The following is a 14,306-nucleotide window of genomic DNA, read 5'->3' on the forward strand; positions in this document are numbered from 1 at the left end:
GGAGGACGGCTCGCGATCGGGCTACTCCTCGAGCGCGAGGTCCTTCGGGAGCTCGAACTCGCGGGTCGCGAGCTCCTCCACGTTGACGTCCTTGAAGGTCAGCACGCGGACCGACTTCACGAAGCGGTCGGCGCGGTAGACGTCCCAGACCCAGACGTCCTTCATCGTGAGCTCGAAGTAGAAATCGTGCTCGGTGTCGCGGCGCACCAGTTCGACCTCGTTCGCGAGGTAGAAGCGCCGCTCGGTCTCGACCACGTACTTGAACTGGGTCACGATGTCGCGGTACTCGCGGTACAGCGCGAGCTCCACTTCACGGTCGTAGTCGTCGAACTCGTCCTCATCCATCGTGCATCATCCTACTTCGAGGTCGAACAGCGACGGCGCCGGTTCGGGCGTCCGGTCGTGCAGCCACGTGTGCCGGTGCAACGCGCTCGGCCCGTGCTCGGCGATCGCGGCGAAGTGGGCGGCGCTCGAGTACCCCTTGTTCTCGTGCCAGTGGTAGAGCGGCGTCTCGTCATGCGCCCTGCGCATGCCCCGGTCACGATGCACCTTGGCGATGACGGATGCCGCGGAGACCGACGCGCAGTCGCGGTCGGCCTTGATGCGCGTGATGACCTGCGCCCGGTGCTCGATCGACTGGCTGAGCCAGTCGTAGTTGCCGTCGAGGACCAGCGGGGCGCCCGCGACCACGCCCCGGTCGATGCCGAGCGCGGCGAATGCACGCGCCCCCGCGAGGCCGAGGCACGCCATGATCCCGAGGCGATCGATCTCGTCGGCGCTCGCCTCCCCGACCGCCGACGCGAGCACCCACGTCGCGGCGCGCGGTGCGAGCAGTTCGCGCTTCGGCTCGGGCAGGAGCTTCGAGTCGCGCAGGCCCGCCGGCATCCGCTTCACCGTCGCGTCGATGGCGACCAGTCCGACGGTCACCGGGCCGGCGAGGGCCCCGCGACCGACCTCGTCGCACGCGAGCACCACGGGTGCTCCCCCGGCCAGCAGGTCGCGCTCGAACCTCAGCGTCGGCACCCCGGCGGGAGGCACGTCAGCCGGTCCCCTCGTCGACGCCCGAGAACACCGCGGGGTAGTTGTCGAGCCAGGCCCAGTTCGAGATCGGCCAGCTCACCACGACGGCGCGACCGACGACGTTCTCGATCGGCACGAAGCCCTCGAGCGGCGTCCCGGTGTTGTAGCGGGAGTCCTTGGAGTTGTAGCGGTTGTCGCCCATGACCCAGAGGGCGTCGTCGGGGACGGTCACGTCGAAGTCGTCGCGCGAGACCTTCGTCTCGCCGGGCGGCAGCGCGACGTAGGGCTCGTCGAGCGGCACGCCGTTGACGGTCATCTGGCCGAGCGCGTTGCAGCACGCGACCTGGTCGCCCGGAAGGCCGACGACGCGCTTGACGAGGTGGTCGTTCGAATCCGGCGCGGAGAGTCCGACGAACGCGAGGAAACCGTCGACGACCGCGACGAGCGGCGGCCGCGCCTCCTCGGAACGAGCGGGCAGCCATCCGCCCGGGTCCTTGAACACGACGACGTCGCCGCGCTCGATGGGCGTGACCTCGGGCACGAGCTGGTTGACGATGATGCGGTCGTCCTGCATCAGCGTCTCCTCCATCGACTGCGACGGGATGAAGAACGACCGGATCAGGAACGTCTTGATGAGGAACGAGACGAGCACGGCGACCAGGAAGATCACCACCAGGTCGCGGAGGAACAGCAGTGCGCTCCGGCGACGCGACGGCGCCCCGGAGGTGGCGCGTTCGTCGCGCTCAGTACGTGTGTCTTCAGTCATGAAACGGCTCGAGCTCCCCGCCCCAGTCTAGGGGCGAGGAGCTCGAGCGGATGACGCGTACGGAACGGCGCGCGGCCGATCAGTTGTCGCGCTTCTCCTTGATCTTCGCCTTCTTGCCGCGGAGCTCGCGCAGGTAGTAGAGCTTGGCGCGACGGACGTCACCGCGGGTGACGACCTCGATGTGGTCGATCACCGGCGAGTGGACCGGGAACTTGCGCTCGACGCCCACCTGGAAGCTGATCTTGCGGACGGTGAAGGTCTCGCGCACGCCCTCGCCCGAGCGGCCGATGACGACGCCCTGGAAGACCTGGATGCGCGAGCGGGTGCCTTCGATGATGTTGACGTGCACCTTGACGGTGTCGCCCGGACGGAAGTCCGGGACGTCCGTGCGGAGGCTCGCGGCGTCGACGTGGTCGAGGATGTGCATGATGGTTCGCTCTCTGCGCCCGCCACCGGTCGAACGCGGATCTGATTGGTAGAAGAGTTCGGTGCCGTTCGCGCGATCACTCGCGGCGTGCGGGCTCCCCGGAGGCAGAGCCATGCGACGGCACAAACAACCATTCTGCCAGATCGGGTCGTTCCCGACCAAAATCGCTGGACGGATGCCTCGCGGCGGCGCGCCGCCGGAGCCTCGGGGTCAGCCCCGCCGCTCTTCCCAGCGCCGCTCCTCGCGGATCACGATGACCTCGCCGGCGTCGTCGGCCGGTGCGCGCCGCGCGTCGCCGCCGACTCCCTGCGGGGTCGATCCCTCGGCGACCAGTCGCTCGTACTCGTCCATCGTGGCGCGCACGCGACGCGCGCCGTCGCGGAGGAGTCGCCAGATCGCGTACCAGAAGGCGGCGATGCCGCCGACCATCGCGAGCACCGCGAAGGTGATGCCGGTCGGACCGTAGAACCCCGCGGCGATGATGAGCACGTGCCACGCGCCGAGCACCGCGACGTCGGACCAGGCCACCGCCTTCTCGCGGCGCACGTCGGGTCGCGCGGCGACGAGCAGGGCGACGACGCCGAGCATCACGAACGCGACCGGGGTGGCGAACATGAGCCCGAGCACGCCCCAGCCGCTCGAGCCGAAGATCGCGTAGCCGATGAGCAGCCACACCGGGAGCACGATCGCGGCGGCGAACTGCCACCGGTAGAACCCGCGTCGGATGAGCATGCGCCCAGCGTACTTCGACCGGGTCGCGGAGGGCCGGGTGTTCACTCAGGGCGGAGCCGTCAGAATGGGGTGCGGAGAGGATGAGCGTGATCGAACTGAGGACCCCCGCCGAGATCGACGAGATGCGCCCCGCGGGCCGCTTCGTGGCCAGCGTGCTGGAGGCGACGTCGAAGGCCGCGGCCGTCGGCGTGAACCTGCTGGAGCTCGACGCGCTCGCGCACGAGATGATCCGGAAGGCCGGCGCCGAGAGCTGCTACATCGACTACCACCCGTCGTTCGGCGCCAGCCCGTTCGGCAAGGTGATCTGCACGTCGGTGAACGACGCCGTGCTGCACGGCCTCCCCCACGACTACCGGCTGAAGGACGGCGACCTGCTCAGCCTCGACTTCGCCGCGTCGGTCGACGGATGGGTCGCGGACTCCGCCGTCTCGATCGTCGTGGGCACCCCGCGCGAGGAGGACCTGCGCCTCATCGACACGACGCGGCGCGCGCTCGACGCCGGCATCGCCGCCGCCCGCCCCGGCAACCGCATCGGCGACATCTCGCGCGCGATCGCGGACGTCGCGAAGGGCGAGGGGCTCTCGATCAACACCGACTTCGGCGGGCACGGCGTCGGCCGCACGATGCACGGCGACCCGCACATCCCGAACAACGGCCGTCCCGGCCGCGGCCTGCCGCTGAAGCCCGGCCTCGTGGTCGCGATCGAGCCGTGGTTCCTGCACCGCACCGACCGCATCTTCACCGACCCCGACGGCTGGACGCTGCGCAGCGTCGACGGCTCGCGCGGCGCGCACTCCGAGCACACGGTCGCGATCACCGACGGCGACCCGATCGTCCTCACGCAGCGCGGCTGATCGCCCCCGGCGTCCGCCGCGACGCCGTCCTGCGCGGCGGACTCAGGCGTCGAACTCCACCTGGAGCATCCCCCCGACGACCCGCGTCCGGTAGGTGCGGAGCCCCAGCGCGGGGTCGGTGAAGCACTCTCCGGTGCCGAGGTCGTAGACCTCCTTGTGCAGTGGCGAGGCGATGGTCGGGCGCTCGCCGCGGGAGCCGACGATGCCGCGGGCCATGACGGGTGCGCCGGTGTGCGGGTCGTGGTGGTCCACCGCGTAGACCTCCTCGCGGTCGACGCGCACGATCGCCACCATTCGGTCGCCCAGGAGCGCGACCTCGCCCCAGCCGGGCTCGAGATCGGCGACCGCGCACGCGGCCATCCAGCTGGTCGTGCGTTCGATGGTCGACGTCATCTGCGGCTTCCTCTCCTCGGTGACGACGACGCTACGGGGGTGATGTTTCACCGGCCGCGCCGGCGGTGTTTCGCTCGGGTGAAACCCCCCTCACACGACGCACGGAGTCATGCAAGGTCTCCGAGCGGTTGCGTTACGGCTCCGAAACAGGGGCGAAACCGTGCCGCCGTACGCTCCCCAGTCAACCCAGGACCGGAGGAGCCATGAACGACACCGAGATCGACGCCGTCGCCGCCCGCGACGTGCTCGTCGTCGGCGGCGGCCCGGCCGCGCACCGACTGGCCGACAGCCTGCACGCCCGCGACGGCGGACGGTCGCTGCGCGTCACCGTCGTCGCCGACGAGCCGCACGCTCCGTACGACCGGGTCGCGCTCAGCACCCGCCTGGCCGATTCCACCGCCGACCTCGCGCTGCCCGCCGCCCCGTGGGCCGAGGGCACGGTGCGCCTCATCACCGGCGAGCGGGTCACCGAGGTGGACACCGCGTCCGGCATCGCGACGACCGCGAACGGCATCGAGCTGCGCTTCGACGACCTCGTGCTCGCGACCGGCTCCAGCGCCCCGGTCCCGTCGATCCCGGGCAGCGAGCACATCCGCGTATACCGGACGATCGACGACGTGGACGCCCTGGTCGCCGAGACCCGCGAGCTCGCGGCCCGCCTGGGCCGGGCGCCGCGGGTCGTCGTCGCCGGCGGCGGACTGCTCGGGCTCGAGGCCGCGGGCGGCCTCGCGAAGCTCGGCGCGGACGCCGCGATCGTCCACTCCGGATCATGGCTCATGTCGGCGCAGCTCGACGAGGGCGCCGGGCGCGCGCTCGGGCGCATCATCGCCGCACAGGGCATCGACCTGCACCTCGGGGTCCGCCCCGCGAAGGTGCTCACCGGCAGCGGCGGCGTCGTGGGGGTGGAGCTCACCGACGACCGCCGCGTCGACGCCGATCTCGTCGTGTTCGCGATCGGGATCACGCCGCGCGACGAGCTGGCTCGGGCGATGGGGCTCGAGCTCGGTCCGCGCGGGGGCGTCGCGATCGACACGGCGTGCGCGGCATCCGCCCCGAACGTCTGGGCGATCGGCGAGGTCGCGAGCTTCGAGGGGCGCTGCACCGGGCTCGTGGCTCCGGCCAATGCGATGGCCGAGGTCGTCGCCGACCGCCTGCTGGGCGGCGCGGCCGAGTTCACGACCATCGACGATGCGACGAAGCTGAAGCTGTCGGGCGTCGACGTGGCCAGCTTCGGCGACGCGCTTGCGCGAACCGGACAGGCGCTCGAGATCGTCTACGCCGACCCGGCGCGCGGCATGTACCAGAAGCTCGTGATGACCGACGACGCCAAGACGCTGCTCGGCGGCGTCTTCGTCGGCGACGCCTCGCCGTACGCGTCGCTGCGGCCCCTGCTCGGCACCGAGCTGTCGGGCGAGCCGGCGGCGTATCTGTCGGCGTCCGGCATGGAGGCGCCCGCCGGCGACGAGCTGCCGGCATCCGCCCTCGTCTGCGCGTGCAACAACGTCGCCGCAGGCACGATCCGCGACGCCGTGAACGGACCGCACGGCGAGCACGAGGCGGGCTGTGCGGAGCTCGGCCCGCTGAAGGCCTGCACGCGCGCCGGCACCCAGTGCGGGTCGTGCGTGCCGCTCGTGAAGAAGCTGCTCGAGGGAGAGCTGAGGAAGTCGGGCCGGACCGTCTCGCGCGCACTGTGCGAGCACTTCCCGATCTCCCGGCAGGAGATCTTCGAGTCCGTCCGCGTGCTCGGACTGACCTCGTTCGAGGAGATCATCGGCCGACTCGGCAGCGGGCGCGGCTGCGACGTCTGCAAGCCCGTGGTCGCCTCGGTGCTCGCCGCACAGCACGGCTCGTACATCCTCGACGGCGGCCGCGGCGGCCTGCAGGACACCAACGACCGCGCCATGGCGAACATGCAGAAGGACGGCACCTACTCGGTCGTGCCGCGGATCCCGGCCGGCGAGATCACGCCGCAGAAGCTCGCCGTGATCGCGCAGGTCGCGACCGACTTCGGCCTCTACACGAAGATCACGGGCGGCCAGCGCATCGACCTGTTCGGAGCGCGCCTCGACCAGCTCCCCGAGATCTGGAAGCGGCTCGTCGAGGCCGGCTTCGAGTCCGGCCAGGCGTACGGCAAGGCGCTGCGGAACGTGAAGAGCTGCGTCGGCTCCACGTGGTGCCGCTACGGGGTCCAGGACTCGGTCGCGATGGCGATCCGCCTCGAGCTCCGCTACCGCGGCCTGCGGTCGCCGCACAAGCTGAAGTTCGGCGTCTCCGGCTGCGCGCGCGAGTGCGCCGAGGCGCGCGGCAAGGACGTCGGCGTGATCGCGACCGACCAGGGCTGGAATCTCTACGTCGGCGGCAACGGCGGCTTCCAGCCGGCGCACGCGCAGCTGCTCGCGAGCGACCTCGACGACGAGACGCTCATCCGCTACATCGACCGCTACATGATGTACTACATCCGCACCGCCGACCGGCTGCAGCGCACCGCACGCTGGATGGAGGACCTCGACGGCGGCCTCGACCACGTCCGCGACGTCGTGGTGCACGACTCGCTCGGACTCGCCGACGAGCTCGAGGCGGCGATGGCCGCGCACGTCGACACGTACGAGGACGAGTGGGCGGCGACGCTCGCCGACCCCGAACGGCTGCGCAGGTTCCGCCCGTTCGTGAACGCCCCGGACCCCGACGACCCCCGGAGCGCGGTCGTCTCGGGCCTCGCGCGCGTCGAGGAGCGCGGCCAGTTGCGGCCCGCGCGGCCGGACGAGATCGCACGCGGCGAGGCGGTGCTCGTCGCCGGACCGACCATCCCGGTGCGCGGGGACGACGCATGACCGGCCGCGTGACGCTCGTCGGCGGCGGCCCCGGGCGGGAGGACCTCCTCACCGTCGGGGCCGTCCGGGCGCTGGGTTCCGCCGACGTCGTGCTCTACGACCGCCTCGCGCCGCACGCGCGCCTGGCCGAGCTCGCGCCCGACGCCGAACTGGTCGACGTCGGCAAGCGGCCCGGCCACCACGCGCTGCCCCAGGAGGAGATCGAGGCGCTCCTCGTCGCCCACGCCCGCGCGGGGCGGCACGTCGTCCGGCTGAAGGGCGGCGACCCGTACGTGTTCGGGCGCGGCGGCGAGGAGGTGCTCGCGTGCCATCGGGCGGGCGTTCCCGTCGAGGTGCTGCCGGGCGTGACGAGCGCGGTCGCGGTGCCGGGTGCCGCAGGCATCCCCCTCACCCACCGCGGGACCAGCCGACTCTTCACCGTCGTCTCGGGGCACGCACCGCTCAGCGACGACGAGCTCCGTCACCTCGCGGGCCTCGGCGGGACGATCGTCGTGCTCATGGGCGTGAACACGCTGCCGCAGCTCGCGGCCGGGCTCGCCCGTCACGGCATGCGCGGCTCGATGCCGGTCGCGATCGTCGAGCGCGGGTTCCGGTGCGACCAGCGCACGACCATCGCAGACCTGTCGGGGATCGTCTCGGCCGCCGGGCTCGCCGGCGTCGCCTCGCCCGCGGTCATCGTCGTCGGCGAGGTCGTTCGGCTCGCGCACGACGGCGACCGCACGGCGGCGGAGCTCATGGAGCGCGCGACGGGACTCGCGGCGGTGGCGACGTGACCGACCAGGTCGAGTCGACGATCGGGTTCCGGCCCGACCAGCTCGAGGGGTTCCGGATCGGCGTGACGAGCGACCGCCGATCGGCAGACCTCATCGACGCCTTCGTCCGCCGTGGCGCGCAGGTGGTGCACGCGCCGACGATCCGCATGGCGAACGCGAGCTCCGACGAGCCGGTCATCGCCGACACGCGCGCGATCATCGATGCGCGACCGGACGTGCTCCTCGCGACCACGGCGTACGGCGTGCGGCGCTGGTTCGAGGTGGCGGATGCCGCGGGGCTCGGCGACGAGCTCCTGTGCGCGCTCGGGCGCACCGCGATCCTCGTCCGCGGCCCGAAGGCGCGCGGCGGGATCCGCGCGGCCGGCCTCGACGACGTCGGCATGAGCGCCGAGGAGACCACCGAGTCGCTGATCGACGAGGTCCTGGCGACGCATCCGCCGGGCCTCACCGTGGCGGTGCAGTTGCACGGCTACCTGCCGCCCGAGGCGCTCGACCGCCTGCGCGACGTGCACGATCGCGTGCTCACCGTGGAGCCGTACCGCTGGATCGACCCGGACCTCACGGACGAGCGCGTCGACCGCCTGATCGAGGCCGCCTGCACGGGGGGCCTCGACTGCATCACGTTCACGAGCGCGCCCGCCGTGCACGCCCTGCTCATGGCGGCCGAGGCGCGCGGCAGGTACGACGACCTGGTGGACGCGATGCGCGGCCCGGTGGTCGCCGCGACCGTCGGGCCGGTGACGTCGGCCCCCCTGGTCGCGGCGGGTGTCACGCCCCTCCAGCCCGACCGGTTCCGGATGGGCGCGATGATCCGCCAGGTGTGCGAGCACCTCGAGGACACGCGCGTCATCCGCCTGGAGACGCAGCACGGCCCGGTCGCGCTGCGAGGCTCGGTCGTCGAGGTTCGTGGACGCCGCGTGGCGCTGCCGCCCGTCGCCCTCTCGATCCTGCGACCGCTCGTCCAGGCCCGGGGGTCCGTCGTCGCGCGCGAGCGCCTCGCGGCGGGCATGCCCGGCACGGCCGACGAGCACGCGCTCGAGGTCGCGCTGAGCCGCCTCCGGCAGACCCTCGCCGTGCCCGGACTCATCTCGACCGTGGTCAAGCGCGGCTACCGGATCGACGTCTGACCATGACCTCACATCGGCCTCGGGTGCGGGTGAGCAGGTGGGAACACGAAGTTCACCACCCGCGCCGGTCGGGGAAACACGCCGCGGATAGCGTCGCCTCACCAGCTCGACACGAGACCGACACCCCCCGGAGGCACCGATGACCGAGACCCTCTCCGCTCCGCCGCCCGCGGCCCCCGCCGCCGTCACCGCGCCCCCCGCCGCGGGCGCCCTCACCGTCCGGCCCGGCCGTTGGATCGACGGCTGGGACCCCGAGAATCCCGTCCAGTGGGAGCGCGAGGGCCGGCGGATCGCCGCTCGCAACCTCCGCTGGTCGATCTTCGCCGAGTTCCTGGGCTTCGTCGTCTGGCAGCTCTGGTCGATCGTGGTCGTCTCGCTCCCGGCCGCGGGCTTCGCCTTCGAGACCGGCCAGATCTTCTGGCTCATCTCGATCCCGGCACTCGTCGGGGCGACCCTCCGCATCCCGTACACGTTCATGGTCCCCCGCTTCGGCGGGCGCAACTGGACGATCGTGTCCGCGGCGCTCCTGCTCATCCCGGCGATCGGCCTCGCCGTCGCGGTCGCCAACCCCGAGACCCCGTTCGGCGTGATGCTCGCGATCGCGGCGCTCGCCGGCTTCGGCGGCGGCAACTTCGCGAGCTCCATGGCGAACATCACCTACTTCTTCCCGCAGCGCGAGAAGGGGTGGGCGCTCGGCCTGAACGCCGCGGGCGGCAACCTCGGCGCGTCCGTCGCGCAGTTCGTGGTGCCCATCGCGATCACCATCGGCGCGGCCGTCACGCTGAACCTGCCCCTCGCGGGCTGGATCTGGGTGCCGTTCATCCTCATCGCGATGGTCGGCGCCGCGCTCCGGATGGACAACCTCTCGAACGCGAAGGCGGATGTCGCGGCCTCGCTCGCGGCACTGCGGGAGCCGCACCTGTGGATCCTGGCCGTGCTCTACATCGGCACGTTCGGCTCGTTCATCGGGTTCGCGGGCGTCTTCCCGAAGCTCATCGCCGACCAGTTCCCCGACTTCTCGGCGTTCCACGTCGGCTCGGCGACCCTGTCGCTCGCGTTCATGGGCGCGCTCGTCGGCTCGCTCGCCCGGCCCTACGGCGGCCGCCTCGCCGACCGGTTCGGCGGCACGCAGATCACGATCGCGGCGTTCGCCGTGATGGCGCTCGGGGCCCTCGCGGTGGTCTGGACGCTCCCGCTCGGCAACTTCTGGCTCTTCCTCGGCCTCTTCCTGGTGCTGTTCACCGCGTCCGGCGTCGGCAACGGCTCGACCTACCGGATGATCCCGACGGTGTTCGCCCTCCGCGCCGGCGCGCACAACGCGCACGAGTCGGCCGGCGACGTGAGCTCGCAGCGGAAGGCGGCGGCGGCGCTCGGCATCATCTCGTCGGTCGGCGCGTACGGCGGGTTCGTGATCCCGCAGCTGCTCGGCTTCTCGAAGACCACGTTCGGCGACTACACGACGGGGCTCAGCTGGTTCGTGTGGGCGTACGCGGTGATGCTCGCCATCACCGCAGGCGTCTACCTGACCCTCGCGAAGCGCTCCGGACACCGGATCTGACCGGGGCGGGCCGGGCGACCTCACCGCCCGGCCCGCTCCCCCCACCACCGCGACGACACGCACTCCAGGAGGACGACATGGGAGCCGGGACCCACTGCCCCTACTGCGCCCTCCAGTGCGCGATGACGCTGACGGCGACGGATGACGCGACCGCGCCGATCGCGGTCGCGGGCCGCGACTTCCCCACCAACCGCGGCGGGCTCTGCAAGAAGGGGTGGACCTCCGCCGAGCTCCTGGCCGCACCGTCCCGCCTGACCGCGCCGCTCGTGCGCGAACCGGACGGCTCGCTGCGCGAGACCACGTGGGATGCGGCCCTCGACCTCGTGGCCGAGCGGCTCCGCGGCATCCGTTCGGAGCACGGCGCCGACGCCGTCGGCGTCTTCGGCGGCGGAGGCCTCACGAACGAGAAGGCCTACCTCCTCGGCAAGTTCGCCCGGCTCGCACTCGGCACGAGCCGCATCGACTACAACGGCCGCTACTGCATGTCGTCGGCCGCCGCCGCCGGCAACCGCGCCTTCGGCGTCGACCGCGGCCTGCCCTTCCCGCTCGCGGACCTGGACGACGGCACGACGATCCTCCTGCTCGGCACCAACGTCGCCGAGACCATGCCGCCGTTCATCGGCCACCTCGCGGGAGCGCAGGCGGCGGGCGGGCTCATCGTGGTCGACCCGCGGCGCACGGCGACCGCGCGGCTCACCGACGACGGGCAGGGGCTGCACGTCCAGCCCGCGCCCGGCACCGACCTCATGCTGCTCCTCGGCCTCGCGCACGTCGTGATCGCCGAGCGGCTCGTCGACGAGGACTACGTCGCCGCCCGCACGAGCGGGTTCGCCGCGCTGCGTCGGAGCGTCGCCCAGTGGTGGCCCGAGCGCGTCCAATCGGTGACGGGCGTGCCCGCGGCGACCGTCCGCGCGATCGCTCGCCGGCTCGCCGCCGGCGGCCCGACGTTCATCCTCACCGGTCGCGGCGTGGAGCAGCACGTCGACGGGACCGACACCGCGACCGCGGCGATCAACCTCGCGCTGCTCCTCGGACTGCCCGGTCGCCCCGGCAGCGGATACGGCACGCTCACGGGGCAGGGCAACGGCCAGGGCGGGCGCGAGCACGGCCAGAAGTGCGACCAGCTGCCGGGCTACCGGAAGATCACCGACCCCGCCGCTCGGGCCCACGTCGCCCGCGTCTGGGGCGTGGACGCCGCGGAGATCCCGGGCCCCGGCCTCCCGGCGATCGAGCTGCTCGGCTCGCTCGGCCGGCCCGACGGCGTCCGGGCACTGCTCGTGCACGGCTCCAACCTCGTCGTCTCCTCGCCCAACGTCGCGGACGTCCGACGCGGCATCGAGCGCCTCGACCTGCTCGTCGTCTGCGACTTCGTGCTGTCGGAGACCGCGGCCCTCGCCGACGTCGTCCTCCCGGTCCTCCAGTGGGCCGAGGAGGAGGGCACCATGACCAACCTCGAGGGACGCGTCATCCGTCGTCGCCGGGCGCTCGCGCCCCCGGCCGGCGCGCGCGACGAGCTCTGGATCCTGCACGAGCTCGCCCGACGGCTCGGGTCGGCCGCGCGCTTCGACACCGACGCCGAGACCGTGTTCGAGGAACTCAGACTCGCCTCCGAGGGCGGGATCGCCGACTACTCCGGCATCGACTACGCACTGCTCGACTCCGACGTCGAGGCGTACTGGCCGTTCCCGCGCGGAGGCGCGGGCACCCCGCGGCTCTTCGCCGAGCGGTTCCACCACGACGACGGCCTCGCCCGCCTCGTGGCCGTGGCACCCCGCGCGGGCGCGCATCCGGCACCGTCGTCCGACGAGGTGACGCTCGTCACCGGGCGGCTGCTCGAGCACTACCAGAGCGGGGCGCAGACGCGTCGCGTGCCCGAGCTGCTGGATGCCCAGCCCGAGGCACGGGCCGCGATCCATCCGGCCACGGCGGCACGACTCGGCATCGCCGACGACGAGCCCGTCGAGGTCGCCAACGGGCGCGGCACCGTGCGATGCCGGGCACGGCTCACCACCGACATCCGCACCGACGCGGTGTTCCTGCCGTTCCACTACGGCGACGAGCAGGCCGCGAACCTGCTCACCTCCGACGCGGTCGACCCGATCTCGTCGATGCCCGAGTTCAAGGCCAACCTCGTGCGCGTCACGCGCCTCGTCGAAGCGGGAGCCGGATCATGACCCCTCTGCGGATCGTCCTCATCGGCTACGGCCCGGTCGGCGCTCGCTTCGTCGAGGAGCTGCTGCCCGCCGTGCGGGCGGGTGCCGTCGCGCTCACCGTCGTCGCCGGCGAGCCCGTCGAGGCGTACAACCGGGTCCTCGTCGCCGAGTACGCCGTCGGCAACACCGACCTCGACGCGATGCTCGTCGGCGACCGCGAGGCCGCCGAGGAGGCCGGCGTCGCCGTGCTCCTCGGCATCCGCGCGACCCGCGTCGACCGCGCAGCGCACGTCGTGCACCTCTCGACCGGCGAGGCGCTGCCCTACGACCGGCTCGTGCTCGCCACCGGAGCGCGTGCGAACGTGCCGACGCTGGACGGCGTCGAGCGGCCCAGGCGCGACCTGGCCGACCTCGAGCGTCACCCGTCGACGCTCGTCGCGCGCGACGACGAACTGCCGGCGGGCGTCACCGCGCTCCGCGACCTCGAGGACGCCGAACGAGTGCTCGAGGCGGTGCGCTCGCGTCGCCGCATCGTGGTGCTCGGAGCCGGCGTCCTCGGCCTCGAGCTCGCACTCGCCGCAGCCCACGCGGGCGCGCAGGTGTGCGTCGTCCACCACGGCGCCCATCCCATGCCGCGCAACCTCGACCGCGGCGCCGGACACGTGCTGCGCTCGGCGCTGCGTCGCACGGGCATCACGGTCATCGCGCACAGCCGGGCCGAGGCGATCGGGTTCCGCACCGACGCGGACGGCGCGCGACGGTTCGACATGCTCGTCACGGCCGACGGCAAGCAGGTCCGCGGCGACCTCCTCGTGCTCTCGTGCGGCGTGAGCCCGCGGAACGAGCTCGCCACGCTCGCCGGGCTCCGCACCGCCGTCGGCGTCGTCGTCGGGCCGGATCTCCGCAGCTGGTCCGACCCTGACGTCTACGCGATCGGCGACTGCGCCCAGGTCGTCGAACGCACCCACGAGACCGCCGGTCGGCGCATCCTGCCGGGCGCCCCGTCCGGACTGATCGGCCCGGGCTGGCGGCAGGCGGAGCACCTCGCCGCCGCGCTCGCCGCCGAGGCCGGAGACCGCGAGGCCGGGGCACCCCTGGCGCCCGAGCGCGACGCGATCGTCATGCTCAAGGCCGAGCACGTCGACGTGGTCGCCGTCGGCGACGTCTCCGTGGAGCCGTGGGACGACGACGCACTCGCGCCGCGTCGGCGCGTCGCCCAGTGGGCGGATCCCGAGCACCTCCGCTACGTGAAGATGGTCACCGAAGGCGGGATCCTCACCGGCTTCGCGAGCGTCGGCATGCCGCGGACGGCGGCCGAGCTGACGCTCCTCTTCGAGCGTCGCGCCGAACTGCCCGCGGATCGGTCGCTGCTGCTCCGGTTCGACGGTCCCGACGACGACCCGTCGGCGAACGCCGACGCGTTCGCGCCCGAGGCGACGGTGTGCTGGTGCAACGGCGTCACCGTCGGGCGCATCGAGGAGTCGGCGGCGTGCGGGAATGCGACGGTCGAATGCGTCGGGCGCGACACTCGGGCCGGCACGGGCTGCGGCGGATGCCGCGGGCGCATCGCCGAGGTCCTCGCCCGCGCCGCCGAAGCGGACGGGACGCCCAGCCTCACCGCGTGACCTCGCACGCGACGTCCGGGACGCCGGCGTCCGTCGTCGCGTCGGGA

General features: G+C 72.7%; 13 protein-coding genes. 7 read left to right on the top strand and 6 right to left on the bottom strand.

Annotation, left to right across the window (positions count from 1 at the left end):
- Window positions 1-21: 21 nt before the first annotated feature.
- From ACFVHK_RS12420 to ACFVHK_RS12440, 5 genes are all read right to left on the bottom strand, one after another.
- The gene (locus tag ACFVHK_RS12420) at window positions 22-345 is read right to left on the bottom strand and encodes a DUF2469 family protein (RefSeq protein WP_129234496.1); all 324 of its coding nucleotides are present in this window, start codon (window positions 343-345) and stop codon (window positions 22-24) included.
- A 6-nt stretch (window positions 346-351) separates the two neighbouring features.
- The gene (locus tag ACFVHK_RS12425) at window positions 352-1,038 is read right to left on the bottom strand and encodes a ribonuclease HII (RefSeq protein ID WP_376929059.1); all 687 of its coding nucleotides are present in this window, start codon (window positions 1,036-1,038) and stop codon (window positions 352-354) included.
- 1 nt (window position 1,039) lies between these two features.
- Entirely contained in the window at window positions 1,040-1,786 is a 747-nt protein-coding gene (gene lepB / locus ACFVHK_RS12430) for a signal peptidase I (protein WP_376929060.1), read from the bottom strand.
- Between the two features lie 79 nt (window positions 1,787-1,865).
- Window positions 1,866-2,213, bottom strand: coding sequence for a 50S ribosomal protein L19 (gene rplS, locus ACFVHK_RS12435; protein ID WP_376929061.1), 348 nt, complete (start codon window positions 2,211-2,213; stop codon window positions 1,866-1,868).
- Between the two features lie 210 nt (window positions 2,214-2,423).
- On the bottom strand, window positions 2,424-2,945 hold the full coding sequence (locus ACFVHK_RS12440) for a hypothetical protein (RefSeq protein ID WP_376929062.1): 522 nt from the start codon (window positions 2,943-2,945) through the stop codon (window positions 2,424-2,426).
- Between the two features lie 86 nt (window positions 2,946-3,031).
- Here ACFVHK_RS12440 and map point away from each other — a divergent pair, with 86 nt between their 5' ends.
- The gene (gene map, locus ACFVHK_RS12445) at window positions 3,032-3,799 is read left to right on the top strand and encodes a type I methionyl aminopeptidase (protein ID WP_376929063.1); all 768 of its coding nucleotides are present in this window, start codon (window positions 3,032-3,034) and stop codon (window positions 3,797-3,799) included.
- A gap of 42 nt (window positions 3,800-3,841) precedes the next feature.
- On the opposite strand, the gene nirD is transcribed toward map, so the two are convergent.
- Window positions 3,842-4,192, bottom strand: coding sequence for a nitrite reductase small subunit NirD (nirD, locus tag ACFVHK_RS12450; RefSeq protein ID WP_376929064.1), 351 nt, complete (start codon window positions 4,190-4,192; stop codon window positions 3,842-3,844).
- A gap of 203 nt (window positions 4,193-4,395) precedes the next feature.
- Here nirD and nirB point away from each other — a divergent pair, with 203 nt between their 5' ends.
- From nirB to ACFVHK_RS12480, 6 genes are all read left to right on the top strand, one after another.
- Window positions 4,396-7,023: a nitrite reductase large subunit NirB gene (gene nirB, locus ACFVHK_RS12455; RefSeq protein WP_376929065.1), complete on the top strand. Its 2,628-nt coding sequence runs from the start codon at window positions 4,396-4,398 to the stop codon at window positions 7,021-7,023.
- Entirely contained in the window at window positions 7,020-7,796 is a 777-nt protein-coding gene (gene cobA, locus ACFVHK_RS12460) for a uroporphyrinogen-III C-methyltransferase (protein ID WP_376929066.1), read from the top strand. The genes nirB and cobA overlap by 4 nt, the downstream gene beginning before the upstream one ends.
- Window positions 7,793-8,923, top strand: coding sequence for a uroporphyrinogen-III synthase (locus tag ACFVHK_RS12465; protein ID WP_129234668.1), 1,131 nt, complete (start codon window positions 7,793-7,795; stop codon window positions 8,921-8,923). Before cobA ends, ACFVHK_RS12465 begins: the two co-directional genes overlap by 4 nt.
- A 139-nt stretch (window positions 8,924-9,062) precedes the next feature.
- On the top strand, window positions 9,063-10,481 hold the full coding sequence (locus ACFVHK_RS12470) for an MFS transporter (protein ID WP_129234667.1): 1,419 nt from the start codon (window positions 9,063-9,065) through the stop codon (window positions 10,479-10,481).
- Between the two features lie 77 nt (window positions 10,482-10,558).
- Window positions 10,559-12,655, top strand: coding sequence for a molybdopterin oxidoreductase family protein (locus ACFVHK_RS12475; protein ID WP_376929067.1), 2,097 nt, complete (start codon window positions 10,559-10,561; stop codon window positions 12,653-12,655).
- On the top strand, window positions 12,652-14,259 hold the full coding sequence (locus ACFVHK_RS12480; RefSeq protein WP_376929068.1) for an NAD(P)/FAD-dependent oxidoreductase: 1,608 nt from the start codon (window positions 12,652-12,654) through the stop codon (window positions 14,257-14,259). Before ACFVHK_RS12475 ends, ACFVHK_RS12480 begins: the two co-directional genes overlap by 4 nt.
- Window positions 14,260-14,306: the final 47 nt, after the last annotated feature.

Source organism: Agromyces binzhouensis, assembly GCF_042672355.1.
GTDB lineage: Bacteria > Actinomycetota > Actinomycetes > Actinomycetales > Microbacteriaceae > Agromyces > Agromyces binzhouensis.

Bases quoted from the DNA above. Each gene is read 5' to 3' on its own strand.
- nirD (WP_376929064.1), bottom strand. From the start codon at position 4,192: ATGACGTCGACCATCGAACGCACGACCAGCTGGATGGCCGCGTGCGCG.
- rplS (WP_376929061.1), bottom strand. From the start codon at position 2,213: ATGCACATCCTCGACCACGTCGACGCCGCGAGCCTCCGCACGGACGTC.
- ACFVHK_RS12480 (WP_376929068.1), top strand. From the start codon at position 12,652: ATGACCCCTCTGCGGATCGTCCTCATCGGCTACGGCCCGGTCGGCGCT.
- ACFVHK_RS12420 (WP_129234496.1), bottom strand. From the start codon at position 345: ATGGATGAGGACGAGTTCGACGACTACGACCGTGAAGTGGAGCTCGCG.
- lepB (WP_376929060.1), bottom strand. From the start codon at position 1,786: ATGACTGAAGACACACGTACTGAGCGCGACGAACGCGCCACCTCCGGG.
- ACFVHK_RS12475 (WP_376929067.1), top strand. From the start codon at position 10,559: ATGGGAGCCGGGACCCACTGCCCCTACTGCGCCCTCCAGTGCGCGATG.
- ACFVHK_RS12440 (WP_376929062.1), bottom strand. From the start codon at position 2,945: ATGCTCATCCGACGCGGGTTCTACCGGTGGCAGTTCGCCGCCGCGATC.
- ACFVHK_RS12470 (WP_129234667.1), top strand. From the start codon at position 9,063: ATGACCGAGACCCTCTCCGCTCCGCCGCCCGCGGCCCCCGCCGCCGTC.
- nirB (WP_376929065.1), top strand. From the start codon at position 4,396: ATGAACGACACCGAGATCGACGCCGTCGCCGCCCGCGACGTGCTCGTC.
- cobA (WP_376929066.1), top strand. From the start codon at position 7,020: ATGACCGGCCGCGTGACGCTCGTCGGCGGCGGCCCCGGGCGGGAGGAC.